A 22,654-nucleotide genomic window follows, 5' to 3' on the forward strand; every position below is an offset into this window, starting at 1 on the left:
TTGCCGTTCAGCCTTGCACCTGTAATGCACCAAGCATCAGGTCGAGGTTTTGCACCGCCGCGCCAGAGGCGCCTTTGCCAAGGTTGTCGAACACTGCGGTCAGCACCACCTGGCCATGCTCCGGGTTGGCGTACAGCGCCAGGCGCAGGTCGTTGCTGTCGTTTAGCGCCTCGGGGTCCAGGGCCGGCGCTGCGCCGTGTTGATGCAGGGGCATCAGCTGGACGTGGCGGGCGCCTTGGTAATGCTCGGCCAGGCAGGCCTGCAGCTGTTCGACGCTGACCTGGCCGGGCAACAGCCGCAACTGCAGCGGGATGCTCAGCACGATGCCCTGGCGGTAGGCGCCATAGCCGGGCATGAACATCGGCCGTGCCGATAGCCCGGCGTGCTGCTGAATCTCTGGCACGTGCTTGTGCGCCAGTTCCAGGCCATACAGCTGCAGGGCTGGGGCTTTTCCAGCCGCGGGCTGTTCATGGCGTTCGACCGCAGCGCGGCCACCACCGGAATAGCCCGAGATGGCGTGGATGTTCAGCGGGTAGTCCGCTGGCAACAAGCCGGCCTTGACCAGTGGGCGCAGCAGGGCAATGGCGCCGGTGGGGTAGCAGCCGGGGTTGCTGACGCGCTTGCTGTGCGCAATGCGCTCAGGTTGCTGTGGGTCAAGCTCCGCCAGGCCATAGACCCAGCCTGGGGTAGTGCGGTGCGCGGAGCTGGCGTCGATCACCCGTACCTGCGGGTTGTGAATCGCGGCCACGGCCTCGCGGGCGGCGTCATCGGGCAGGCACAGCAGGGCGATGTCGGCGCTGTTGATTGCCTCGCGGCGGCGTTGCGGGTTTTTCCGCTCGGCTTCGGGCAGGGTCAGCAGGCGCAAGTCGCTGCGGCCTTGCAGGCGGGCATGGATCTGCAGGCCGGTGGTGCCTTGGTCACCGTCAATGAAAACAACAGGGGTGTGCATGGTTGGGGTCCGGTCGGGGAGTGATGGCCTATGCTCGCCGGTGGTATTGATAATGGAAATTTGAATATCATGACGGTTATGTTCAGGTTTACTGAAGAACGGCACTGACATGCGCGAAATCAGCCTCGACCGCCTGCGTACCTTGGTGGTTATCAGCGACCTAGGCTCTTTTGCCGAAGCCGCCCGTCAGCTCAACCTGGCGCCGCCTACCATCAGCCTGCACGTGGCCGAACTGGAGGCGCGTATCGGCGCCCCGTTGCTCACCCGCACCCGCGGCCAAGTGCGGCCCACGGCCATCGGCGAAACCCTGTTGGCCCGCGCCCGCCGTTTGCTGGCCGACGCCGACCTGGCGCTGGACGAAGTGCGCCGGCAGGTCGCAGGCCTGACCGGGCGCGTGCGCCTGGGCGCTTCAACCGGTGCTATCGCCCATCTGCTGCCGCAGGCGCTGGAGCACCTGGGTACCGTGCACCCTGGGATCGATGTACAGGTGCAGGTGCTGACGTCCCAGGCTTCGTTGGCACGCCTGCGCGAAGGCACGCTGGATATTGGCCTGGTGGCGTTGCCGCAACTGGCTGGCAAGGGGCTTGAGGTTACTCCCTGGCGGCGCGACCCGATCCTCGCCTACGTGCCGGCCGACTGGCAGCCACCGGCCAGCGTTACACCCACCTGGTTGGCGCAGCGTGCGTTGATTCTCAACGACAGCAGCACCCAGCTGTCGCGGGTGACCGGGGAGTGGTTCGCGGCGGCAGGGTTGTACCCTGAACCACGGATCGAGCTGAACTTCAACGATGCCATCAAGAGCCTGGTTGGGGCTGGGTACGGGGCGACGTTGCTGCCGCAAGAAGGGGAGGCGGCCGAGCTGGACCGGCGCATTGCCCGCCGGCCGTTGCGGCCGGGGTTGTGGCGAGAGTTGGGCATTGCCTGCCGGGAAGGGCCGGTGGAACGGGCCACGGGGTATGTGTTGCAGGCGCTGGAACGGTTGCGCCAGTGAGCGCCAAGTGGGCCGCAAAGCAGCCCCCTTTGGGTTAACCCCGCGCTCGCGCCCGCACTGCGGTCACCGTCTCCCCACCTACACCCCAGTTGTCGGTGGGCACTTCCTCGATCACCACAAAGGTACTGGCCGGCGGCTTGCCCAGCACCTGCTGCAACATGTGCGTGGTCTGTTCGATCAATTGGCGCTTTTGCTCAGCGCTCACCCCTTCATCGGTCACGCGAATATGCACATAAGGCATGGCTGCTTGCTCCTCTGGTCAATGCCAAGTGCCAGCGGTGCTACCGCCATCCACCGGTAGAATGACGCCGCTGACGAAGTGTGAGTCGGCCAGGTACAGCACCGCGTCCACCACATCCTGGGGCGTGCCGGTGCGGCCACTGGGCGACAGCGCGCCCAGCCCCTGAACAGTGCCGCCGTGCAGCGGCGTATCGATGATCCCCGGCGCCACGGCATTCACCTGTACGCCGCTGGCCGCCAGCTCCAGCGCCAGGCCTTTCACCGCCTGGTTCAGGCCGCCCTTGACCAGTACCGGCAGCAGGGCCGGCACGCGGGTGTCGGGTTGCAAGGCGATGGAGGCGGTAATGGCGATGATCTGCCCATGCCCTTGCCGGGTCATGATCCGCGCCGCTTCCTGGGCCGGGTAGAAGAAGCCCTTGAGGTTGGTGCCGACCAGGGCGTCGACGTCCGCTTCGGTGTATTCGGCAAACGGCTTGGCAATGAAGATGCCGGCGTTGTTGATGAGGATGTCGACGCTGCCAAACGCTTGCACAGCGCCAGCGAACAGCCGCTGCGCAGTGCCCGGCTCGGCGATGTCACCGGCCACGCCGAGAAAGCGCGATGGGTTGCCCAGGCGGGCTGCGGCTTGCTCCAGACGGGCCTGGCTGCGGGCATTGCCGACGACGTTGTCGCCGCGTTCGAGGAACGCCTCGGCCAAGGCGAAACCCAGGCCGCTGGAGGCTCCGGTGATGATGACTGTGCGGGGCGTGTGCATGTGTGATCTCCAGTGAAGTGAGCCATGGGCTCGGTGTGGAGCCACTGTAGGCGCCTATCAGCACTTGAAAAATGTGCCGCAGCGTATTTCAATCGATACATCATGTAATCAATCGAGCCACCATGACCCGCCATTTCGATGACTTGCAATTGGGTAGCCTGGAGCTGTTCTGCCTGGCCGCCGACAGCGGCAGCTTCACGGCTGCGGCCACGGACGCTGGCGTTACCCCGGCGGCGGTCAGCCGCAGCGTGGCTCGCCTGGAACAGCGTTTGGGCGTGCGCCTGTTTGTACGGACCACGCGGCAGATGCGCCTGTCCGCGGCCGGCCAGGCCTATTACCAGCAATGCCGGCAGGCGCTGGGGCAACTGGTCGAGGCCGAGCGCCAGGTCACAGGCGGGCAGCTCGAACCGAGCGGTCGCCTACGTATCAGTGCCCCTACACCCTATGCCCACCATCGGCTATTGCCGTTGCTGCCGCGGTTTGCTCAGCGCTACCCGCAGGTGCAGGTGGATGTGCATGTCAGCAACCGCAACGTCGACTTTGCCGAGGAACCGTTCGACCTTGCCATTCGTGGCCGCGAGCCGGCGGATTCACGCCTGGTGGCGCGTCGCCTGGAAGATGCCGAACTGGTGGTGGTGGCCACACCGGGTTACCTGGCCCGCGCCGGCACGCCGCAGACACCGCACGATTTGCTGCAGCACGAGTGCATCCAGTTCGAAATGCCCAGCAGTGGCCGCCGGCCGCCCTGGAGCTTTCGCCAGGATGGCCGCCAGGTGGAGATCGAAACCCAAGGTGCATTCACTTGCCTAGGCGATTTCCTTGCCACCACCACCTTGGTGCGCCATGGCGGCGGGCTGATGCAGGTTTACCGGTTTACCGTGCAGGATGCCCTGGCCCGTGGCGAGTTAGTCGAAGTGCTCGGGGCGTTTGGCGGGACCTCGCGGCCGTTCACGCTGATCTACCCCCAGGCCCGGCACATGCCGTTGCGGGTACGTGTGTTCATCGATTTCCTGCTTGCCGAAGTTGGCCTGGCGCTGGGTAACTGAGCTTTTTGCTGCGTCGTGCCGAATGTCAACAAGGCACGCGGGAAGTAGCCGCATTGCTGCACTGGCCGCTTGGCGGGCAAGCCCGCGAACAGGCCAGTGCAGGGTGGCCTAGCGGTCAGAACCAGCGATCGTTCTTCTTGCGCCCACGGGTCAACGCCGGCAGGATCAGCCCCACCAACAAGCCTGCGCCGGCAATGCTGCCGCCATACACCATGTAACGCATCATCACCTGCTTGTTCTCGTCACCCAGGCGGGCTTGGGTATCGCGCAGCTCCGACTGGCTCTGGTCAAGCTGTTCATTTAGCGCCTTGTTGCGCGCTTCCAGTTCGTCGATCAACTTTTTGCGCGAATCGAGGGTTTCCTGCATGCCTTGCACGCGGCTCTTCCAGCTGTCGTCGATGGTTTTCAACTGCCCGGTCAGGTCGGCGACCTGAGCATCGAGCTGCGGCAGGCGCTCGCCCTGGCCCGGCACTGCCTGCAAGTCGTTGCTGAGGATCCACACCAAATCACCGTTCTGCCCGCGCACTTGGCTGTAATTGCCTTGGCTGCCGATCAGGGTCAGCTTCTGCCCTGACTTGAGGGTGCCGACGATACGGTGGCCATCGGTTGGGCCGCTGCGCACGTAGGTGCTCAGGCTGTCGCTAACCCAGCGTGCATCGCTGGCAGGCTCTTCGGCGTGCACTGGGGCGGCAAGGGCTACCAGGCTGGCGATCAGGCCGCTGCGCAGGGCATTAAAGGCGGAAGCAGTGGGGCGGGAGTCGGGCATGTGGGGTCTTCGCTGAAACAGGACAAAAGTAGGCCCGCTGACTGGGCCGATGAACCGGTCGCTGAGTTGACCGTCAGCGAAAGACCGTTTTTTTGTCAGCAGGTTCATCACCTAACGTCGGAAATGTCTGCAAGATGTTGCAGGGTAGATCGCCGCGGCCAGCGACCGGGGCTCATGCCAGGGCTACACTCAAGCGTTCACACTCTTTCATGGAGCAAGACCATGACAGCCAAGAACACCATCTGCCTGTGGTACGACAACGATGCCGAGGAAGCCGCCAACTTCTATGCCAGCGTTTTCCCCGACAGCAGGGTGATTGCGTTACACAAGGCGCCGAGTGATTACCCGTCGGGCAAGCAAGGTGAGGTGATCACCGTCGAATTCACCGTCATGGGCATCCCCTGCGTGGGGCTCAATGGCGGCAAGGCCTTCACGCATTGCGAGGCGTTTTCGTTCCAGGTCAGCACCGAGGACCAGGCCGAAACCGACCGCTTGTGGGATGCCATTGTTGGTAACGGCGGCGCGGCCAGCGTGTGCGGCTGGTGCAAGGACAAATGGGGGATCTCGTGGCAGATCACCCCACGCATCTTGATCCAAGCCATGGACCACCCCGACCGCGCAGCGGCCAAACGGGCGTTCGAGGCCATGATGCAGATGGGCAAGATCGACGTGGCCAGGATAGAGGCGGCGTTAAAAGGCTAATGCCGCGGCGGTTGTGCCAGAACGGCCGGGCGTCGTAAACCCAGCCCTTTGGGCTGCGCAGCAGCCCAAAGGTCGCCTCGGGGGCGATCAGTTGCCGGTTACTTCGGCCTCTGCCGTTACCGGTTTCACTGATGCCTTCTTCTCCTGCACCACAATGTAGAACTCTTCGCCATGCTTCACCGCACCATACAGCACGGCCTTTTCGATCAGTTCATTGCCGCGCAGGTGGCGCAGCATCATCGGGTCCTTGCGCAGGTCACGGTACAGCGCCAGGCACAGCAGTACCATCACCAAGACGAACGGCAGCGCCACGACGATGGTCAGGTTTTGCAGCCCGGTCAGCGCCTCGCCAGGGTCTCGCGGGTCGCCGATGGCCAGCATGATCGCGGCCACCGTACCGGTCAGTGCGCCCCAGAAGATCACCGTGCGCCGCGATGGCGTGGTGGTGCCGTGCTCCGACAGCGTGCCCATCACCAGCGAAGCCGCGTCGGCCCCCGAGACGAAGAAGATGCCTACCAAGATCATCACCAGCACCGAGGTCGCCGAGGCCCATGGGTAGCTGTCTAGCAACTGGTACAGCGCGTGGTTGCTGTTGACCGCACCGTTGGTCAGCTGGAAGGCGCCTTCGCGCAGGGCCTCGATACTGGCGCCGCCGAAAATGGTGAACCACACCAGGCTGACCAGGCTCGGCACCAGCAGCACCCCGGTGACGAACTGGCGAATGGTCCGGCCGCGGCTGATGCGGGCAATGAACATGCCCACGAACGGCGTCCAGGAAATCCACCACGCCCAGTAGAACACGGTCCAGCCCGCCAGCCAGCTGTTCATTTGCTCGCCGCCGCTGGCGTTGGTGCGGGCCATCATTTCTGGCAGCATCTTGATGTAGATGCCGATCGAAGTCGGCAGCAGGTTGAGCATCAACAGGGTGGGGCCGACCATGAACACGAACACTGCCAGCACCAACGCCAGCACCATGTTGGTGTTGGACAACCACTGGATGCCCTTACCGACGCCCGACACCGCCGAGGTGACGAAGGCAATGGTCAGCAGGGTAATGATCGAGATGTAAAACAGTTTGCCGGGGCTTTCGATCCAGCCGTTGTATTCCAGGCCGCCGGCGATTTGCAAGGCGCCCAGGCCCAACGAGGCGGCCGAGCCGAACAGCGTGGCGAAAATCGCCATCATGTCGATCAGGCGGCCGAGTGGGCCATTGGCGTGTTTGCCGATCAGCGGCCGGAAGGCGGCGGAAATCAGTTGCGAACGCCCGCGGCGGTAGGTGCCATAGGCAATCACCAGGCCGACAATGGCGTACATGGCCCACGGGTGCAGGGTCCAATGGAACAGCGTGGTGGCCATGGCCACCTGCATGGCTTCGCTCGACTGCCCGGTGGTTGACCCAGGTGGCGGCGACACGTAGTGCGACAGGGGTTCGGCAACGCCGAAGAACATCAGGCCGATGCCCATGCCGGCGCTGAACATCATCGCCACCCAAGACACCGTACGGAACTCTGGCTGTTCACCATCACGCCCCAGTGGGACCCGGCCGTAACGGCTGGCGGCCAGCCACAGCACGAACACCACGAACAAGGTGGAGGTGAGCACGAAGAACCAGCCGAAGTTGAGAATGACCCAGGACTGCGCGCTGGAGGCGCTGCTGGCGAGGCTGGCCTGGTTGAGGAAGCCCCACAGCACGAAAGCGATTGCCAGAAGGCTGGTAAAACCAAAGACGACCCAATCAAGCTTGCCCTCGAAATGCCGGTCCTGGCGGGCTTCTGCGGTTTTCGAGGGGTCGGTCACGCCAAGGTCGAGTGTTTCGGTGATATGTTCCTTTGCCATGAATGATGAGGCCCCTTTTCTGGCTTACCTGCAGGCGCAGGCTTGTTGTTGTATGGGCTACCGAGTTCGATGACGGCCTCGGCGGGGAAATTTGCGGGCCGATTATCCTGCGCCCGAAACAGCGGCTCCTGTCCCCATAACGCCCTGGGGCGTCCCTTACGCGACCTGCCAAATACTTTTAGTTCTGGGGGCGATAGCCCTTTCTGCCTCGGGTTCTGGTACCCTGATGGGCATTAACCGGGCCTGCTCATCCGAGCACCGTAGAAGCGCTGCTGCTAGTGGGCCTGGCCGTACCAGGAAACGGAGATTCGTCAAAATGGCCACTGACCGTGTGAGCCTGATTCATTTCGATAAATTGAGCATGAGCCCTGCCGCTGCCGATCGGTTCCAGAAAGCCCTCGACGCGCTAGAAGCGCTCAAGCTGCAGGACCGGTACGTGTACCTCATCGCTCCTTATCTGGGTGATGTCGCTGACGCCTCCGACGCCGAACAACTGGCCACGGCCCTGGAACAGGGCTTGCGCGTGGTTGACGAACTGCTGGCCGCCAGGTCGGTGAGCAAACTCAAGGCCGAGGAAGTGCGCCAGGTGTTTGACAGCGCCGCCGAACGTGCAAAGGCAGAAATGCCCGGCTGAGCAGTGGCATGGCCAAAGACATCGACAACCCCTGCGTCTCGTTATGCCAGCTCAACAGCGAGCTGTGCGTGAGCTGTGGCCGCACCCGCGATGAAATCCGCAAGTGGCGGGGCATGAAGCGCCCCGAGAAGATGGCCACCGTGCAGCGGGCGGCAACGCGCATGAAGGCTCTCGCCAAGAAGGCGGCCAAGCGGCAGAATGCCGACTGAACCTGCGTGAGTACCACGCGAACCTTCCTGATTGTTTGACGAGCCTGATAATGGATTCTCACTCGCTGTTTGCGTTTACCTTGGTCGCCGCCATCGCGATCGCCAGCCCCGGCCCTGCCACCCTGATGGCCATCAATAACAGCCTGGCCCACGGCCAGCGCAGCGCGATCTGGTCGTCGCTGGGCAATGGCTCCGGGCTGTTCTGCCTGTCGGCTGCAGCCATGCTTGGGCTGGGTGCACTGCTGGCTAGTTCTGAAATGCTGTTCAATGCCGTGAAAATCCTCGGCGCGGGCTACCTGTTCTACTTGGGCGCGCGGCAACTGCTGAAAAAAAGCCCGATGCTGGCGCAGGGCGGCGCAGAGGGCGTAGCCAAGGTCCGGCCGACGCCGCTGAAGCTGTACAAGTCGGCGTTTCTTACCGCGGTGACCAACCCCAAGGCGACCATGTTCTTCACCGCGCTGTTCCCGCAGTTCATCGATCAAGGGGCGGCGTTGCTGCCGCAGTTCCTGATCCTGACCGGGATTTTTGTAGCGTTGTCGCTGGTTTCGCTGAGCCTGTATGCCGCCTTGGCGGCACGCGCCAAGGGCGTATTGACTCGGCCCTCGCTGTCGCGTTGGGTAAGCCGGGTGGTGGGCACAACCTTCATCGGTTTTGGCGCGGCCATCCTGGCGATGCGCCGGCAGGGGGCCTGAAGTAGGCGGGTGTTGCAGCGCAACACCTCCAGCTTCGTAGCCGCCAATGGCGGTTGATTGGGCCGGCACAGCTGTTGCCGGCCTGTTTCTTCTGGCCGATAAAAGGCCAGCCTGATGGCCTGCCATGGTCCAAACTGTCTACACGCACAAATGGATGCTGCGCCCAACCACAGGAAGTGCAGCCTTTGGCCACCGCTGCAGGTCGCCGGATGTTACATGGGTCGAGGGTTGTTGATGATCGAGCGTTGCTTTCGCCACGCCTTGCGGCTGTTGCCGTGCCTGTTGTTGCTGCCCTTGGCGGCGGTAGCCGATGAGCCATGTCGGCGGCTGACCGCCACCGGCAACCCGGAATACCCTCCCTATTTGTGGCGCGACCCGCAAAACCCGCAGCAGCTGATCGGTGTCAATACTGACCTGCTCAAGTACCTGGGCAAGCAGTTGGGGCTGGAAATCGAAGTTGTTTATAGCGGGCCGTGGTCGCGCGCCCAGGAAGAAGTGCGCACGGGCCGCATCGACCTGATGGCCGGGTATTTCCTGACCAGAGCCCGCCAGCAACAGATGGACTTCGTCGCCCCGCCATTTCTGTACACCCCCAGCGTGGTTTGGGTGCGCCAGGGCAATGCCTTTGTCTACCAGCAATGGGCCGACCTCAAGGGCCGTAAAGGCGGCACGCTGGTCAACAACAGCCACGGCCAGCAGTTCGACGACTACGCCAAGGCAAACCTCACCCTCGAGGCAGTGCCCAGTGCCAGGCAAGCGTTCGAGAAGTTGATGCACAAGCGCAGCGATTACGTGGTGTACGAGCAGTACCCCGGCATGGCGCTGGTAAGTACGCTGGGCATCACAGGGGCGGTGCAAGTGCTGGCGCCACCCATTTCCAGCGAAGGTTTGTACCTGGCGATGTCGCGCGAATCGCCGTGCAATCAGCCGCAGCTGCGTGAGGCGCTGGCACGGGAGATGGAAAAGATCGTTGCCGGGGCGCTGCCGGAGCAGCTGTTGCAACAGAACCTGGGGCGTTGGCAGTAGCCGCCTGGTGCACGTCTTACAGGGACCGCGCCAGCTGTTCGGCTTGCTTGGCCCGGGTCATGCTGGCCGCCCCAGGCAGGCGGACGTCGTTCTTTACCGCGAGGATCTCAGCCATGACGCTGACGGCGATCTCAGCTGGGGTCTTGCTGCCGATGTAGATGCCGATCGGGCCGTGCAGGCGCTGCAGCGACGCTTCGCTTTCGCCGAAGTGCTCGATCAGCCGCGCGCGGCGCAGCTGGCTGTTGCGCTGGGAGCCGATGGCGCCAATGTAGAACGCCGGGCTGTGCAAGGCTTCGAGCAGGGCCAGGTCGTCCAGCTTGGGGTCGTGGCTGACGGCGACAATGGCGCTGCGCAGGTCAGGGGCGAAGGCGCGCACCACGTCGTCCGGCATGCCAGCCAGGCGGTTGACGCCAGCCAGGTTCCACCCCGCCGTGTACTCCGGGCGTGGGTCGCACAGTGAAACGCTGAAGCCATTGAACAGGGCCATGGTCGCCAGGTATTCGGCGAGCGCGCCGGCCCCGATCAACAGCAAGCGGTAGCCTGGGCCGAGGGTGCTGAGCATGTGTTGGCCATCGAAGCGGAACAGTTCGGCGGTGGTGGTGGCGGTGAGACGGGCTGTGCCACTGTGCAGGTCGAGCTCACGGCGAACCAGGCTGCCGCTGTCTAGGCTAGCCAGCAACTGTTCGAGGTGGGGCAGCGACGGGGCGAATTCCACAACCAGTTCGAGGGTACCGCCACAGGGTAGGCCGAAGCGGTGGGCTTCGTCGGCGCTGACGCCATAGCGCACCACCTGGGGCAGGCCGTCAGGCATGCCGGGGCCGCCGTAGGCAGTGGTGTAGCGGTGGATGAGGTCGTCTTCGATACAGCCGCCGGAAACACTGCCGACCACCCGGCCGTCACTGCGCAGGGCCATCATCGAGCCCACCGGGCGAGGGGAAGAACCCCAGGTGCGGGCGACCGTGGCGAGTAAGGCGCGGTGGCCGGCGGCTAGCCAGTCTCGAGTGGTGCGCAGCACTAGCAGGTCGATGCTTTCCATGGGGACTCCGGTAAAACTGATGTTCAAGGGTGGCTGTGCCGGCCTCTTCGCGGGCAAGCCCGCTCCTACAGGTACTGAGCAGGTCTTGCGGGCGTGCCCGCATGGGGCGTCCTGGTGCAGTCAGCTGAAGGTATGGCGACTCAGTGGCAGGCTGCGCACGCGCTGGCCGGTGAGCTGCGCGACCGCATTGACCACCGCCGGGGCCACAGCGGGCAGCGGTGGCTCGCCAATACCGCCCATCTTCGCCCCGCTTTCGACGATGCGCACATGCACCCGGGCCATGCGTGAAGGCGGCAGGATCGGATACAGGTCGTAGTTGCGCGCGCGCGGCTTGCCATCCACGTATACCGCTTCTTCCAGCAGGGTCTGCGACAGCCCCAGGGCTACCGCGCCGTTGACCTGGTGCTCGATGATCGCCGGGTTGACGATGCTGCCTGGGTCGATGGCCTGCCAGATGTCGTGTACCTTGACCTGGCCATTTTCGATCGACACCTCGGCAATCACTGCGGCCTCCGAGCCAAACGGTGAAGCCATGGCCACGCCACGTGCCCGCTTGCTGCCGTCCTCGGCAGTGAAGGGGCCACGCTTCCAGCCACCGGACAACTCGGCGACAGCCTGCAGCAGGTTGGTCAGGCGTGCATTGCCGCGCAGCAGGTGCAGGCGCAGTTCGAACGGGTCCTTGCCGCCTTTGTCGGCCAGTTCATCGAGGAACGACTCATAGAAGAAGTCGTTCAGCGAGTTGCCCACCGAGCGCCAGTAACCGAGCATGGCTGGGCCTTTGACGTAGATCTGCGCAATGCGTTTGTTGGCGATGGCGTAGGACTTGCCCGACAGCCCTTCGAGTGCGGTCGGGTCGAGCTTGTCGCCCTGCTTGCCAGCGAGGGCCTCGGTCGGGCCTTCGGTGGCGCTTACGGCTTCCAGGGCCACTGGCAGGCCGTCGGCATCCAGCGCTGCGCGGAACTTCACCACGGCGACCGGGCGCAGTACATCGCGCAAGAATTCTTCTTCGCGGCTCCAGATGAGTTTCACCGGCCGGCCCACCGCCTTGGCCAAGGCAATGGCCTGCGGGTAGGGGTTGGCCGAGTCGTACAGGAAGTGGCGGCCAAAGAAGCCGCCCAGCAACGGCGAATGCAGGGTGATTTGCGCCGGGGCCAGGCCGGTACGCTTGGCGATGTCGTCACGGAACATGTCCGGCGCCTGGTTGGGTAACCACACGTCCAGCGTGCCATCAGGATTGAAGCGCGCCAGGGCTGATGGCGGTTCCAACTGGGCGTGGTTGAGGTACTGGTTGTGGTAGGTGGCCTCGACCTGGGTTTTGGCATTGGCCAGCATGCCGGGCACATCCCCCTGGTTTTCCTCGTCGCGGGCCGGGCCCTCGACGGTGGCCAGGTGCTCGCGCCAGCCGTCGCTAGAGAAGTCGGCCGGCATCGGCCGTAGTGGGCTGTCGGCGGTGGGCTCCTGCCAGTCCACCTGAATGGCTTCGACCGCGCGCTTGGCATGCCACCAGCGTTCGGCAACCACGGCCACGGCGCCTGGCAGCTGATGCACCGAGTGCACGCCCTTCATCGCCTTGACCTGCTCTTCGTTGCGCACGCTGCCAACGGTCATGCCCAGGCGGGGCGCATGTTGCACGGCGGCGTGGAGCATGCCGTCGACCTTGATATCGATGCTGTACACGGCCTTGCCGGTGGACTTGTCGTAGGCATCCAGGCGGCGTACCGGCTTGCCGATCCAGCGAAATTGGCTGGGGTCGCGCAGCTTGACGCTGGCCGGGTCTGGCACTGGCAGGTCCATGGCACGCTCGGCCAGCTCACCGTAGGCGATGGAACGGCCAGTCGTGGTATGTACCACGTTACCCGGCGTGGTAGAGAGTTCTTCGAGCGGCACGCCCAGCTGTTCGGCCCCGGCCTGCAGCAGCATGGCGCGGGCGAGGGCACCCAGGCGGCGCATGGTCGGGTAGCTCATGCGCACCGACATGCTACCGCCGGTGATGCGCATGCCGTTCTCCATTACCACATAAGCTTCCCCAGGCGGCGCGCTGTCGACCACGAAATGGGCCGGGTCGACGTCCAGCTCTTCGCCGACGATCTGTGCCATGGCGGTGAAGGGGCCTTGCCCGCCCTCCATGAACGGGCTCAGCAGGCGTACCGTGCCGTCTGGGCGGATCTCCAGAAATGCCGGTACCTGGGTGCCGCGTTCGGCGCTGGCTGCTGCCGCTGCCTGGACGCGGGCCGAGCCCATGGGCAGGCCAAAACCCAGGACCAAGGCACCGACTGCAGTGCCGGCAAGAAAGCGCCGGCGTGACAGGTTGACCGTCTCGCCGAGTTGCAGTTGGAGCAGTTCGGCGGGGCTATCGACAGGCGTGTTCATCAGGCCTTCTCCCCTTGGGCCAGCTCATGCACGGCAGCATGGATGGCGTTGTAGGTGCCGCAGCGGCATAGGTTGACCATGGCGGCGTCGATCTGCGCGTCAGAGGGTTTGGGCGTGTGCTTGAGCAGCGCCGTGGCCGCCATCACCTGGCCGGACTGGCAGTAGCCGCACTGGGCGACCTGGTGCTCGACCCAGGCCGCGACCACGCGTTTACCGACGGCATCGGCCTCGATCGCCTCAATGGTGGTTACTTCGCGCCCGACTACACCGGCCACCGGGGTAACGCAGGCGCGCACCACGTTGCCGTCCACCAGCACCGAGCAGGCGCCGCACTGAGCCAGGCCGCAGCCATACTTGGTGCCGGTCAGCCCCAGGTCATCGCGGATCACCCACAGCAGGGGGGTATCGGCGTCCGCCTCGACCTGGTAGGTCTTCTGGTTGATGCGTAGTTCCATGGTTCACCTGCCCGTCAACGGTTGCTGTCGCTGTGTTTTTTCTGAGCGGGGAATACGGTGTTCCCCCCGTGCAGAAACGCTAGCACAGGGGGGCGACCGCTGGTCTGATGGCGGGGGCAGGTTCAGAGGATCAGGCAAGTAATTCGGTGGAATGCGCAAGCGGGGCACGCAAGCAGGACTTCCGGCGTGAAAACCCGGATAATGCCGGCCAATTTCGTTTTGCACGCTTAACTCACGGTAATCCCGCATGGAAATCAAGGTCAATTTTCTCGACAATCTCCGCCTCGAAGCCAAGTTCGACGACTTCACGGTGATCGCCGACCAACCGATCCGCTACAAGGGTGATGGCTCGGCCCCGGGGCCGTTCGACTATTTCCTGGCGTCTTCGGCCTTGTGCGCGGCTTACTTCGTCAAGCTGTACTGCCAAACCCGCGACATCCCTACCGAAAACATTCGCCTGTCGCAGAACAACATCGTCGACCCGGAAAACCGCTACAACCAGGTTTTCAAGATCCAGGTCGAGCTGCCCGAGGACATTTCCGAGAAGGACCGCCAGGGCATCCTGCGCTCCATCGACCGTTGCACCGTGAAGAAGGTGGTGCAGACCGGTCCTGAGTTCGTGATCGAAGTGGTCGACAACCTCGATGCCGATGCTCAGGGCCTGCTGATGCCGGTGTCGGACACCAGCACCTACATCCCCGGCAAGGACCTGCCGCTGGAGCAGACCATCGCCAACATGTCGGGCATCCTCGCCGGGCTGGGGATGAAGATCGAAATCGCTTCGTGGCGCAACATCGTGCCCAACGTGTGGTCGCTGCACGTGCGCGATGCCCAATCGCCGATGTGCTTCACCAACGGCAAGGGCGCCACCAAGGAGGCGGCACTGGCCTCGGCGCTGGGCGAGTTCATCGAGCGCCTGAACTGCAACTTCTTCTATAACGACCAGTTCTGGGGCGAGGACCTGGCCAACGCACCGTTCGTGCACTACCCGAACGAGCAGTGGTTCAAGCCAGGCCCGCGCGATGCGCTGCCGGCCGAGATCCTCGATGAGTATTGCCTGGCAATCTACAACGCGGACGGCGAGCTGCGCGGCTCGCACCTGTACGACACCAATTCGGGCAACACCGCGCGCGGCATCTGCTCGCTGCCGTTCGTGCGCCAGTCCGATCAGCAGGTGGTGTACTTCCCGTCGAACCTGATCGAAAACCTGTTCCTCAGCAACGGCATGAGCGCCGGTAATACCCTGGCCGAAGCGCAGGTGCAGTGCCTGTCGGAAATCTTCGAGCGGGCCGTGAAACGCGAAATCCTCGAAGGCGAGCTGTGCCTGCCCGACGTGCCGCAGGAGGTGCTGGCCAAGTACCCGGCCATCGTCGCCGGCATTCAGGGCCTGGAAGAGCAGGGCTTCCCGGTGCTGGTCAAGGATGCTTCGCTGGGTGGTGAGTTCCCGGTCATGTGCGTGACCTTGATGAACCCGCGCACCGGTGGTGTGTTTGCCTCGTTCGGCGCCCACCCAAGCCTGGAAGTGGCGCTGGAGCGCAGCCTTACCGAACTGCTGCAGGGCCGCAGCTTCGAAGGTTTGAACGACCTGCCGCAACCCACCTTCGAAAGCCACGCGCTGACCGAGCCGAACAACTTCGTCGAGCACTTCATCGACTCCAGCGGTGTGGTGTCGTGGCGCTTCTTCAGCGCCAAGGCCGACTTCGAGTTCGTCGAGTGGGACTTCTCAGGCCACGGCGAGGACTCCAACCAGCAGGAAGCCGCCACCTTGTTCGGCATCCTCGAAGACCTGGGCAAGGAAGTGTACATGGCGGTGTACGACAACCTCGGCGCTACCGCCTGCCGCATCCTGGTGCCGGGCTACTCGGAAATCTACCCGGTCGAGGACCTGATCTGGGACAACACCAACCGCGCCTTGTCGTTCCGCGCCGACATTCTCAACCTGCACAGCCTGGACAGCCGCTCCCTCAAGCTGCTGCTCAAGCGCTTGGACAACAGCGATGTCGATGACTACACCACCATTACCACGCTGATTGGCGTGGAGTTCGACGAGAACACGGTGTGGGGCCAACTGACCATTCTGGAGCTGAAACTGCTGATCTGCCTGGCGGTGCAGCGGTTCGAGGAAGCCAAAGAGCTGGTCGAGGCGTTTTTGCAGTTCAACGACAACACCGTCGAGCGCGGGCTGTTCTACCAGGCGTTGAACGTGGTGCTGGAAGTGCTGTTGGACGACGAGCTGGAAATGGACGACTACGAGGCCAACTTCCGCCGCATGTTCGGTAACCCGCGCATGGACGCGGTGCTGGGCTCGGTGGATGGCAGCGTGCGCTTCCATGGCCTGACCCCGACCAGCATGAAGCTCGAAGGGCTTGATCGCCACTTGCGCCTGATCGAGAGCTATAAAAAGCTGCACGCGGCCCGGGCCAAGTTCGCTTGATAGTCGCGGTGCCCCAATCGCTGGCTTGCGCTGTCTGATCTGGCCTCATCGCCGGCAAGCCAGCGCCCACCAGTACTGTGCAGGACTTGTAGTCGATGCGGTCGAGGTGGGGGCTTGCCGGTGATTGGGCCAGTAGTGCTTCATATAGCGCTTTGATCTCATCTCTATCCCCATTTTGTCTTGTCGCTTCGCCTTCCAGGCGCGTAGCGTTTTGCTCCCATTCCCACCCTCCATGGCGCGTTGACCGCCAGAAGGACCTCGGCCGCGCACAACCAGAAGGCGCAGACCATGAGCACCCCTTTGGATAGCAATGCCCTCAAAGCCCGCCAGCAAGCCGCCTGGGCCAGCGGCGACTACGCGGTAATTGGCACCACCCTGCAATTGGTGGGTGAACGCCTGGCCGAAGTCTGTGACCTGCGCTGGGACGAGCAGGTGCTGGATGTAGCAGCCGGCAACGGTAACGCCACCCTCGCCGCCGCCCGCCGCGGCTGCCGCGTTACCTCCACCGACTATGTGCCCGAACTGCTCAAGCGCGGTGAAGAACGGGCGCGGGCCGAGCACTTCGACGTGGTGTTCCAGGCTGCCGATGCCGAAGCGTTGCCGTTTGCCGATGGCACCTTCGATGCCGTGCTTTCTACCTTCGGCGTGATGTTCGCCCCCGACCAAGCCCAGGCCGCGCGCGAATTGAGCCGGGTGTGCCGGCCCGGTGGGCGGATCGGCCTGGCCAACTGGACCCCGCAAGGGTTCGTCGGGCAGATGTTCAAGACCCTTGGGCGGCATGTGCCGCCGCCAGCCGGGGCCTTGCCGCCCTCGCGCTGGGGTGATGAAGAACAGTTACGGGTGATGTTCGAAGGGGCGCTTGGCGAGTTGAAGGTCAGCCGCCAGCAGTTCAACTTCCGCTATCGCTCGGCGGCGCATTTCATTGAGGTGTTCCGGACCTGGTACGGGCCGGTGCATAAGGCGTTTGCCTCGTTGGAGCCGGAGGCGGCCACGGCGTTGGAGCGCGACCTGACCGAGTTGCTGAATGGCAGCAATGTGGGTGGCGTTGCGTCATTGGTAGTGCCGAGTGAATACCTGGAGGTGGTGATCATTCGGGGTTAGCGGGCGCTCCTTCGAAGGCCTCAGCAGGTGGTGGCGCTGCCCGGACATTGAACAGTTTGCAGACGAGGTACCAGCAGATGGCGACGGTGAGGTTGTAGGGGAACAGCACGGCCCAGAACGGCAGTTGCCAGTTCTTCTTGCCCTGCATTTCACCGGGTTCGCCAGTTCGCCAAGGGGCATAGTGGCGCCAGGCTTGTGCTGGAGTCAGGCAGATGGCGTGCAGTGGCTTGTGCCACCAGTTGGGTTCGCCGGGTGGGGGGAGTTTGTCCGGGCCGTGGTCCATGAAGTGGCGGAGGTATTCCCAGACTTCGGCGACATATTGGATGTCAGAGTCGGTGGGCTCGTTACTGTCAACCCAGAGGCAATCTTTTTGGTGGAGGCTGCCATCGTCTCGGCGAGGGGCGAAGGCTAAAGCGTAACTGGTAGTGAAAGATGAGCCACCGAATTCCCTGCGACCGAAAATACCGCCCCCAACATGGTTCCAGTCAAATATAATTAGTTTTCTGAAATGTTGGTAGTAGATTTTTTTTGTGTGCTTATTAAGATAGATATTTGATAGGTTTTTTATGAAAAAAATCCTGTAGGCTAAAAATGGAGAAAAAATGAAAGGTAACAGCATCAGTATCGCGATGAAAGCAACGCCGCCATCGATTGAATAGTCTATAGTGTCGTCAAAAAGATTGTACCAAGAAAATAGGCCTGTGGATAAAAACATTGCTGTGTAAGTCTTTCCCATGAAAACTGAGTCGGAGACCCATGGATTTCGCAAGCATAAGTGTGAATGGGTTGCGTGAACAAGTTGGCCGCAAATTCTGGGCTTTATGCCTGATCTATGGGCTGGGTTAAAAAGCCAGGTAGTTGTCACGGTTTTAGCGCTCCAGATGAATGATGGCAATGGAAGGGGTATCGTTGTTTAGCCTTTGATTGGTAAAGTAGTTAAGTTTTAGTGTGGCGGACCTGATTTGCTTGGCTCTAGCCTTGTAATGAATGACTAACCCTGCTGGGGTTATGTAGCAATCAGGTGTTGTGTGGAGGGTGGTTGTAGTTTTATCTAGGTTCTGGCTCACTAAGCTCCCTGACCATTCGCTTTGGCCTATTATGAACTCTGGCAAAATTATAGCTATATTTAGTGTTGGCTCTGTCTCAATAGTGTGGCTATGGATTATTGTTGCCCAGTCAGGCGTTGGCCATTCGTTGTTTATATTAAAGTTTGTCGTGAGACCGCTTAAGCCGAGCTGTTGTGAGTCCGGCGCTGATAGAGTTCTCGGTGAGAAGTATTCAATCTGCCATGATTCAACTTCTTCCTGTATATGGCGAAAAGGTGGGAGTTTTTTCTCGAAGTTCAGCTTTATATTTTCACGGATTTCGCCGTCGTTCTCCCTTGTGCCGAAGATGCTTCTACTGGCCCATAATTCTAAAGGGCTGTGAAGGCGGGAATGGGCCATTGAGTGGAGAAGCAGACCACCACCCATTAAAGCGGCTCCGATCAAAATAATCCCCGCTGCCGTCCAACCCGCAAAGGGGATTAGAACTGTCGTGCCAGCGATGGCAAGGCTTCCTTCTAGAATAAGAATTGATCCTACAGCAGTTGTTGTACCACCAGTCGCTGTATATAGACCTGAAATAAGGTTGCCGTTCTGCCATTGGCGTACTGCCTTAAAACCATCTGAGAATAGTCCTGATATTATTGCCGGGTAGCCTGATATCCGCGCAAAAAGATTACTATTTAGAAACTTTATAATTCCATTGCCAAAGGCCATTCCAGGTGCTGTTGAACTCAACCTCAGCATCACGGCTTTTTGCGTTGCCCGCACGCTCACCAGTGTCGCTGCCGCCGCACCCATCACCCCGAAAATCGATGAAGCGAACCCCATGGTGTATTCCGGTGCATTGTTCTGCTGCAGGCTGTTGTAGGCGGTCTTGAGCGACACCACGTTGAACCACAGCATCCCTGCGTTCAAGCCACCGCCAACACCCGATGTCAGTAACCCGAGAAAATTGGGTTTCACCCGCGCGGTGGTGGTCAATTCGATTGACACAGTTCGGCTTCCAGAGACGCGCAGCGCTTTCATCTCTTCAACCTGCGCCATACCGCTTTTCAGGTACTTCTCCACCTCCTGGCTAAATGGATTTTCCGCGATGGCCTGCCCGGTAATCTGATAGCGCGCCGCCAACAGCCCCAGCGCTTTCTCGGCATACGTGCACTGCAGGCTGGGCCGGAGGTGGCGCTGCTGACGGAGGCGTCTGTCATGAGAGCTCCTTGCTCAGGGGCAACCTTTGTCGATCATGAAATAAGCGAAAAAGCCTGCTTCACGGCTGAGAAGTGTGTTGCCCATACATTTCATGGAATGCATGTATCTCGATGCGGATGTGCGTCGTGCGAGTGTGGAGTATTTTTATATTATGTTTGTTGTAGGAAAGTTACTTTGATTGCCAGGGTTAAGGGATTGATTGCGTGTTTCAGTGGCAAGACAATGCCTCGGCTGTCGCTTTTTAGTCGAGGTCTAAAGTGTAAGAATATATTTGACTTGATTAGTCGCTGCTTGAGCGTGGTTTGGGGGAGGGAGTTGAGTGGTTTTGTTTGTAAGAAATTTCTTAGTTTATTTTCTTATTTATATACGTTCAGTTTTTACACTTGGCCATTACTACTTGGCAGGTTCTCGGTGTGCCCCCCGACCGAGTGGCATAGCGCACGCAGTTGTTCAGCGACTTCTGCCGGGCAATGCTCAGGGTATTACCCCACGCCAGGCCGCCTTCGCCGGTGGTGGGGACGGCTTTGGCGAAACAATTGGAGCCTGTGGGTGGCGTTGCATAGCTAGCCTTGCTGGTTTTGCTGGAGCAACCGGCGGTGAGTGCCAGGCTGAGGGCGAGCAGGGTGGTCAGTGCCCAGGGCGTGTAGGGGCAAAACGCTTTGCTGCTCATGTGTTGCCTCCTGGGTAGGCGTTGGTTGCTAGGGCTTTCAGCCAGTGAGGCAACGCAGTGGATAGCACAGGCTCCGCCCGTGTTCGCGGGCAAGCCCACTCCTACAAGAGGTGCGCAAGCCTGCGGATTTGAACAAGTCTGATGCTGCCACAGGATATGCCATTCAAGCGCAACGGTGAACTATGGCGTCGTCACGGGGTTCATTTGCCAAGCGCACCCTACAGAGGGCGCGCAAGGTTGCACATTTTGCCAGCGATCAGAAACGGTAGTTGAAGCTGGCTTCCAGCGTGCGCGGTGCACCCGGGGTAATCAGGTCCACCGAGCCGTGTGCGGAGGCATAGTAGTCGCGGTCGAACACGTTCTTCAGGCGCAGCGCGGCATCCCACTGCGGCACGCTGTACAGCAGCGCGGCGTCGAAGGTGGTGTAGCCCGGCATCACCACCACGTTGTCGAGTGCGGTGTAGCGCTCATCGACGTAGTTGGCACCGGCGGCCACGCGCCATTGCGGGGTGAGGGTACGCACCAGCCAGACGTTGGCGCTGTTACGTGGCGTCAGGGTAGGGGTCTGGCCTTCGTTGGCTACACCATTGGTCTTGCTGTTGGACTTGGTGATTTCGGCGTCCAGGTAGGCGTAGCCGGCATAGATCTGCCATTTATCCGTGAGCTGACCGCTGACGGTGGCTTCGAAGCCGTCGGTGCGTTGCTCACCGGCCAGCACGGTCAAGTTGGGGTTGGCCGGGTCAGCGGTCTTCATGTTGGTGCGCTCAAGGCGGAATACCGCCGCCGTCAGCGACAGGCGGCTGTCCAGCAGGTCCCACTTGGCGCCGATTTCGTAGTTGGTGGTTTCTTCCGGCTCCAGGTGTTGGTTGGTCGGGCTGACCGCGAACACCTCGCCCGAGGGCTGGTAGCTGCGGCTGACCGAAACATAGTAGGACTGGATGGCATCCGGCTGGTAAACCAGGCCGGCACGCGGACTCCAAGTCTTGTCGGTACGGTCGAGGTCGACGTTCTGCAAACGGTCGTCGTCGTACTCCTGGCCAAAAATGTCGTAACGCACGCCGACCAGCGCCTTCCAGTGTTCATTCAGCTCAATCAAGTCCTGCACGTACAGGCCGGTGGTCTGCTGGAAGTTGGTGCCCTTGGACGACAGGTTGGCGGCGTGATCCGGTACCGGCACCAGCGCGTCGCGATACACCGGTACCTGGGCCACGTTGGTTTGGCTGAGCACTCGCTGGTACTTGTCCTGGAAGCCCACTTCCACGCCATACAACAGGTTGTGCTGCATACCGGCCAACTGCGCCTGTTGCTTGAGCTCGGTCTGGTTGAACATGCCGTATTCGTCGCGAGCGACGTTGCCGCGGTTGAGCTTGACCAGCAGTTCGCCGTTGGGCGCGGTGACGAAGCGCGTCGGGCTGCTGTCGGCCAGGGTGTTGTTGCGGTCCAGGTCGTAGTGGTAGTAACGGCTGGTGTTGGTCAGGGTGAAGTCGTCGTTGATGCGATAGTCCAGGCTGGCGGTCAGCGAGAACACTTCGCTGCGGGCGTAGTCCTGGTCGGCATCGCCGGAGCCGAAGCGCTTGTCGCGGTCCACATCTACTGGGCGGTTGCCCAGCGCCGGGATGCCGAAGTCGATCAGGCGCTTGTCGTACAGGTAGCTAGCGCCCAGGTTCAGTTCCAGGTCGTCGGAAAGGCGGAAGTAGGCCGACGGCGCGATAGCCTTGCGGTCGATGTAGCCATCATCGCGGAAGGTGTCGCTGTCTTCGAAGGCGCCGGTCACGCGGTAGGCCTGGTTGCTTTGCGGGTCGGCCCAGCCGGTGTCGAATTGGGTGCGACGCTTGCCTTCGCTGTCGAAGCTCATGCCGACTTCACGCTTGGGCGCAAAGCTTGGTTTCTTGCTGATGCTGTTGATCAGGCCCCCCGAAGAGCCACGCCCATACAGCACGGCGGCCGGGCCCTTGATCACCTCGACCCGCTCGATGTTGGACAGGTCGCGGAAGTACAGGGCGTCGTCGCGCACACCGTCGATGTACATGTCGCCAATGGCGCTGAAGCCGCGAATGGTGACCTGGTCGCGCTGGCCGTCACCATTGGACAGGCCCACGCCGGGCACGTTTTTCAGCACGTCTTCCATGGACTGCGCACCCTGGTCCTTGATCACGCTCTCGGGCACGACGTTGACGGTTTGCGGGATGTCGCGCAATGGCGCGTCGATTTTCAGGGCGCTGCGGCTTTCACTGGCCTTGTAGCTTTGCTGCTCGTAGGCGCTGGTGACAGCGGTGGCAGGCAGGGCGAGGCTGCCCTGGGTTGCGGGGGTGGCAGCAGCGTAAACAGCAGGTACAACCAGAAGGCCAAGCACAGATAGGGATGCTGGAGCAACAGACATATTTGCCATTACCGACGACTCAATTGTTATTTGAAGTCGCGAATAGTAATGATTTGTAAATGTAAAGCAAGTGTAAAGAGTTCGCATTTGCTTTCGCAAGGGTGCCGCAGG

21 protein-coding genes are annotated in these 22,654 nt (G+C 61.8%); 9 read left to right on the plus strand and 12 right to left on the minus strand.

The window, feature by feature from the left end; translation table 11 throughout:
- Positions 1 to 7: 7 nt before the first annotated feature.
- Positions 8 to 949 (minus strand): N-acetyl-gamma-glutamyl-phosphate reductase, encoded by a 942-nt coding sequence (gene argC, locus DV532_RS10725; protein ID WP_056800891.1) that lies wholly within the window; start codon positions 947 to 949, stop codon positions 8 to 10.
- Positions 950 to 1,058: 109 nt separating this feature from the next.
- Here argC and DV532_RS10730 point away from each other — a divergent pair, with 109 nt between their 5' ends.
- Positions 1,059 to 1,940 carry a LysR family transcriptional regulator gene (locus tag DV532_RS10730; protein WP_056800893.1) on the plus strand — a complete coding sequence of 294 codons (882 nt, stop codon included), beginning with the start codon at positions 1,059 to 1,061 and terminating at the stop codon, positions 1,938 to 1,940.
- 34 nt (positions 1,941 to 1,974) lie between these two features.
- Here DV532_RS10730 and DV532_RS10735 read toward each other — a convergent pair whose 3' ends face one another.
- Positions 1,975 to 2,181, minus strand: coding sequence for a 4-oxalocrotonate tautomerase family protein (locus tag DV532_RS10735; RefSeq protein ID WP_056800895.1), 207 nt, complete (start codon positions 2,179 to 2,181; stop codon positions 1,975 to 1,977).
- An 18-nt stretch (positions 2,182 to 2,199) separates the two neighbouring features.
- On the minus strand, positions 2,200 to 2,934 hold the full coding sequence (locus DV532_RS10740) for an SDR family NAD(P)-dependent oxidoreductase (RefSeq protein WP_056800897.1): 735 nt from the start codon (positions 2,932 to 2,934) through the stop codon (positions 2,200 to 2,202).
- Positions 2,935 to 3,056: 122 nt separating this feature from the next.
- On the opposite strand from DV532_RS10740, the gene DV532_RS10745 reads away from it, so the two are divergent.
- The gene (locus DV532_RS10745; protein WP_056800899.1) at positions 3,057 to 3,980 is read left to right on the plus strand and encodes a LysR family transcriptional regulator; all 924 of its coding nucleotides are present in this window, start codon (positions 3,057 to 3,059) and stop codon (positions 3,978 to 3,980) included.
- A 115-nt stretch (positions 3,981 to 4,095) separates the two neighbouring features.
- Here DV532_RS10745 and DV532_RS10750 read toward each other — a convergent pair whose 3' ends face one another.
- The gene (locus DV532_RS10750) at positions 4,096 to 4,746 is read right to left on the minus strand and encodes a TIGR04211 family SH3 domain-containing protein (RefSeq protein ID WP_056800901.1); all 651 of its coding nucleotides are present in this window, start codon (positions 4,744 to 4,746) and stop codon (positions 4,096 to 4,098) included.
- Between the two features lie 222 nt (positions 4,747 to 4,968).
- Between DV532_RS10750 and DV532_RS10755 the strand changes: the two genes are divergently transcribed.
- Positions 4,969 to 5,448: a VOC family protein gene (locus DV532_RS10755; RefSeq protein WP_056800903.1), complete on the plus strand. Its 480-nt coding sequence runs from the start codon at positions 4,969 to 4,971 to the stop codon at positions 5,446 to 5,448.
- A gap of 87 nt (positions 5,449 to 5,535) precedes the next feature.
- Here the strand turns inward: DV532_RS10755 and DV532_RS10760 are convergent, their stop codons facing one another.
- The gene (locus DV532_RS10760; RefSeq protein ID WP_056800904.1) at positions 5,536 to 7,284 is read right to left on the minus strand and encodes a BCCT family transporter; all 1,749 of its coding nucleotides are present in this window, start codon (positions 7,282 to 7,284) and stop codon (positions 5,536 to 5,538) included.
- 316 nt (positions 7,285 to 7,600) lie between these two features.
- On the opposite strand from DV532_RS10760, the gene DV532_RS10765 reads away from it, so the two are divergent.
- The 4 genes from DV532_RS10765 (at position 7,601) to DV532_RS10780 (ending at position 9,845) form a co-directional block, all read left to right on the plus strand.
- Complete coding sequence (locus DV532_RS10765) at positions 7,601 to 7,918, plus strand: hypothetical protein (RefSeq protein WP_056800906.1); 318 nt, start codon at positions 7,601 to 7,603, stop codon at positions 7,916 to 7,918.
- A gap of 8 nt (positions 7,919 to 7,926) precedes the next feature.
- On the plus strand, positions 7,927 to 8,127 hold the full coding sequence (locus tag DV532_RS10770) for a DUF1289 domain-containing protein (protein WP_056800908.1): 201 nt from the start codon (positions 7,927 to 7,929) through the stop codon (positions 8,125 to 8,127).
- Positions 8,128 to 8,177: 50 nt separating this feature from the next.
- Positions 8,178 to 8,819, plus strand: a complete 642-nt coding sequence (locus DV532_RS10775) for a LysE family translocator (RefSeq protein WP_056800910.1) — start codon at positions 8,178 to 8,180, stop codon at positions 8,817 to 8,819.
- A gap of 234 nt (positions 8,820 to 9,053) precedes the next feature.
- On the plus strand, positions 9,054 to 9,845 hold the full coding sequence (locus DV532_RS10780) for an ABC transporter substrate-binding protein (protein WP_056800912.1): 792 nt from the start codon (positions 9,054 to 9,056) through the stop codon (positions 9,843 to 9,845).
- 16 nt (positions 9,846 to 9,861) lie between these two features.
- On the opposite strand, the gene DV532_RS10785 is transcribed toward DV532_RS10780, so the two are convergent.
- The 3 genes from DV532_RS10785 to DV532_RS10795 all read right to left on the minus strand — a co-directional run bounded on the left by DV532_RS10785 (position 9,862) and on the right by DV532_RS10795 (position 13,706).
- Positions 9,862 to 10,881, minus strand: coding sequence for an XdhC family protein (locus tag DV532_RS10785; RefSeq protein ID WP_056800914.1), 1,020 nt, complete (start codon positions 10,879 to 10,881; stop codon positions 9,862 to 9,864).
- Positions 10,882 to 11,001: 120 nt separating this feature from the next.
- Positions 11,002 to 13,251 (minus strand): molybdopterin cofactor-binding domain-containing protein, encoded by a 2,250-nt coding sequence (locus DV532_RS10790; protein ID WP_056800916.1) that lies wholly within the window; start codon positions 13,249 to 13,251, stop codon positions 11,002 to 11,004.
- Positions 13,251 to 13,706 carry a (2Fe-2S)-binding protein gene (locus DV532_RS10795; protein ID WP_056800918.1) on the minus strand — a complete coding sequence of 152 codons (456 nt, stop codon included), beginning with the start codon at positions 13,704 to 13,706 and terminating at the stop codon, positions 13,251 to 13,253. Before DV532_RS10795 ends, DV532_RS10790 begins: the two co-directional genes overlap by 1 nt.
- 247 nt (positions 13,707 to 13,953) lie before the next feature.
- Here DV532_RS10795 and DV532_RS10800 point away from each other — a divergent pair, with 247 nt between their 5' ends.
- The gene (locus tag DV532_RS10800) at positions 13,954 to 16,140 is read left to right on the plus strand and encodes an OsmC domain/YcaO domain-containing protein (protein WP_056800920.1); all 2,187 of its coding nucleotides are present in this window, start codon (positions 13,954 to 13,956) and stop codon (positions 16,138 to 16,140) included.
- 288 nt (positions 16,141 to 16,428) lie between these two features.
- Positions 16,429 to 17,241, plus strand: a complete 813-nt coding sequence (locus DV532_RS10805; protein WP_056800922.1) for a class I SAM-dependent methyltransferase — start codon at positions 16,429 to 16,431, stop codon at positions 17,239 to 17,241.
- Here DV532_RS10805 and DV532_RS10810 read toward each other — a convergent pair.
- The 4 genes from DV532_RS10810 to DV532_RS10825 all read right to left on the minus strand — a co-directional run bounded on the left by DV532_RS10810 (position 17,228) and on the right by DV532_RS10825 (position 22,552).
- The gene (locus tag DV532_RS10810) at positions 17,228 to 18,106 is read right to left on the minus strand and encodes a DUF6708 domain-containing protein (RefSeq protein WP_056800924.1); all 879 of its coding nucleotides are present in this window, start codon (positions 18,104 to 18,106) and stop codon (positions 17,228 to 17,230) included. The two genes, DV532_RS10805 and DV532_RS10810, sit on opposite strands and share 14 nt — an antisense overlap.
- Positions 18,107 to 18,110: 4 nt before the next feature.
- Positions 18,111 to 19,415: a hypothetical protein gene (locus tag DV532_RS10815; RefSeq protein ID WP_306109955.1), complete on the minus strand. Its 1,305-nt coding sequence runs from the start codon at positions 19,413 to 19,415 to the stop codon at positions 18,111 to 18,113.
- A gap of 448 nt (positions 19,416 to 19,863) precedes the next feature.
- A complete protein-coding gene (locus DV532_RS10820; RefSeq protein WP_056800925.1) occupies positions 19,864 to 20,163 on the minus strand; it encodes a hypothetical protein in 300 nt (99 codons plus the stop codon).
- A 256-nt stretch (positions 20,164 to 20,419) separates the two neighbouring features.
- A complete protein-coding gene (locus DV532_RS10825) occupies positions 20,420 to 22,552 on the minus strand; it encodes a TonB-dependent siderophore receptor (RefSeq protein ID WP_056800927.1) in 2,133 nt (710 codons plus the stop codon).
- Between the last annotated feature and the right edge of the window lie 102 nt (positions 22,553 to 22,654).

Origin of the sequence: Pseudomonas sp. Leaf58, assembly GCF_003627215.1 — a bacterium.
Lineage (GTDB): Bacteria > Pseudomonadota > Gammaproteobacteria > Pseudomonadales > Pseudomonadaceae > Aquipseudomonas.

What these genes read in the sequence shown, in the direction of transcription:
- DV532_RS10780 (WP_056800912.1), top strand. Translation starts at nt 9,054, where the DNA reads ATGATCGAGCGTTGCTTTCGCCACGCCTTGCGGCTGTTGCCGTGCCTG.
- argC (WP_056800891.1), bottom strand. Translation starts at nt 949, where the DNA reads ATGCACACCCCTGTTGTTTTCATTGACGGTGACCAAGGCACCACCGGC.
- DV532_RS10825 (WP_056800927.1), bottom strand. Translation starts at nt 22,552, where the DNA reads ATGGCAAATATGTCTGTTGCTCCAGCATCCCTATCTGTGCTTGGCCTT.
- DV532_RS10755 (WP_056800903.1), top strand. Translation starts at nt 4,969, where the DNA reads ATGACAGCCAAGAACACCATCTGCCTGTGGTACGACAACGATGCCGAG.
- DV532_RS10775 (WP_056800910.1), top strand. Translation starts at nt 8,178, where the DNA reads ATGGATTCTCACTCGCTGTTTGCGTTTACCTTGGTCGCCGCCATCGCG.
- DV532_RS10805 (WP_056800922.1), top strand. Translation starts at nt 16,429, where the DNA reads ATGAGCACCCCTTTGGATAGCAATGCCCTCAAAGCCCGCCAGCAAGCC.
- DV532_RS10790 (WP_056800916.1), bottom strand. Translation starts at nt 13,251, where the DNA reads ATGAACACGCCTGTCGATAGCCCCGCCGAACTGCTCCAACTGCAACTC.
- DV532_RS10820 (WP_056800925.1), bottom strand. Translation starts at nt 20,163, where the DNA reads ATGAGCAGCAAAGCGTTTTGCCCCTACACGCCCTGGGCACTGACCACC.
- DV532_RS10745 (WP_056800899.1), top strand. Translation starts at nt 3,057, where the DNA reads ATGACCCGCCATTTCGATGACTTGCAATTGGGTAGCCTGGAGCTGTTC.
- DV532_RS10735 (WP_056800895.1), bottom strand. Translation starts at nt 2,181, where the DNA reads ATGCCTTATGTGCATATTCGCGTGACCGATGAAGGGGTGAGCGCTGAG.
- DV532_RS10785 (WP_056800914.1), bottom strand. Translation starts at nt 10,881, where the DNA reads ATGGAAAGCATCGACCTGCTAGTGCTGCGCACCACTCGAGACTGGCTA.
- DV532_RS10770 (WP_056800908.1), top strand. Translation starts at nt 7,927, where the DNA reads ATGGCCAAAGACATCGACAACCCCTGCGTCTCGTTATGCCAGCTCAAC.
- DV532_RS10730 (WP_056800893.1), top strand. Translation starts at nt 1,059, where the DNA reads ATGCGCGAAATCAGCCTCGACCGCCTGCGTACCTTGGTGGTTATCAGC.
- DV532_RS10750 (WP_056800901.1), bottom strand. Translation starts at nt 4,746, where the DNA reads ATGCCCGACTCCCGCCCCACTGCTTCCGCCTTTAATGCCCTGCGCAGC.
- DV532_RS10740 (WP_056800897.1), bottom strand. Translation starts at nt 2,934, where the DNA reads ATGCACACGCCCCGCACAGTCATCATCACCGGAGCCTCCAGCGGCCTG.
- DV532_RS10800 (WP_056800920.1), top strand. Translation starts at nt 13,954, where the DNA reads ATGGAAATCAAGGTCAATTTTCTCGACAATCTCCGCCTCGAAGCCAAG.
- DV532_RS10760 (WP_056800904.1), bottom strand. Translation starts at nt 7,284, where the DNA reads ATGGCAAAGGAACATATCACCGAAACACTCGACCTTGGCGTGACCGAC.
- DV532_RS10795 (WP_056800918.1), bottom strand. Translation starts at nt 13,706, where the DNA reads ATGGAACTACGCATCAACCAGAAGACCTACCAGGTCGAGGCGGACGCC.
- DV532_RS10765 (WP_056800906.1), top strand. Translation starts at nt 7,601, where the DNA reads ATGGCCACTGACCGTGTGAGCCTGATTCATTTCGATAAATTGAGCATG.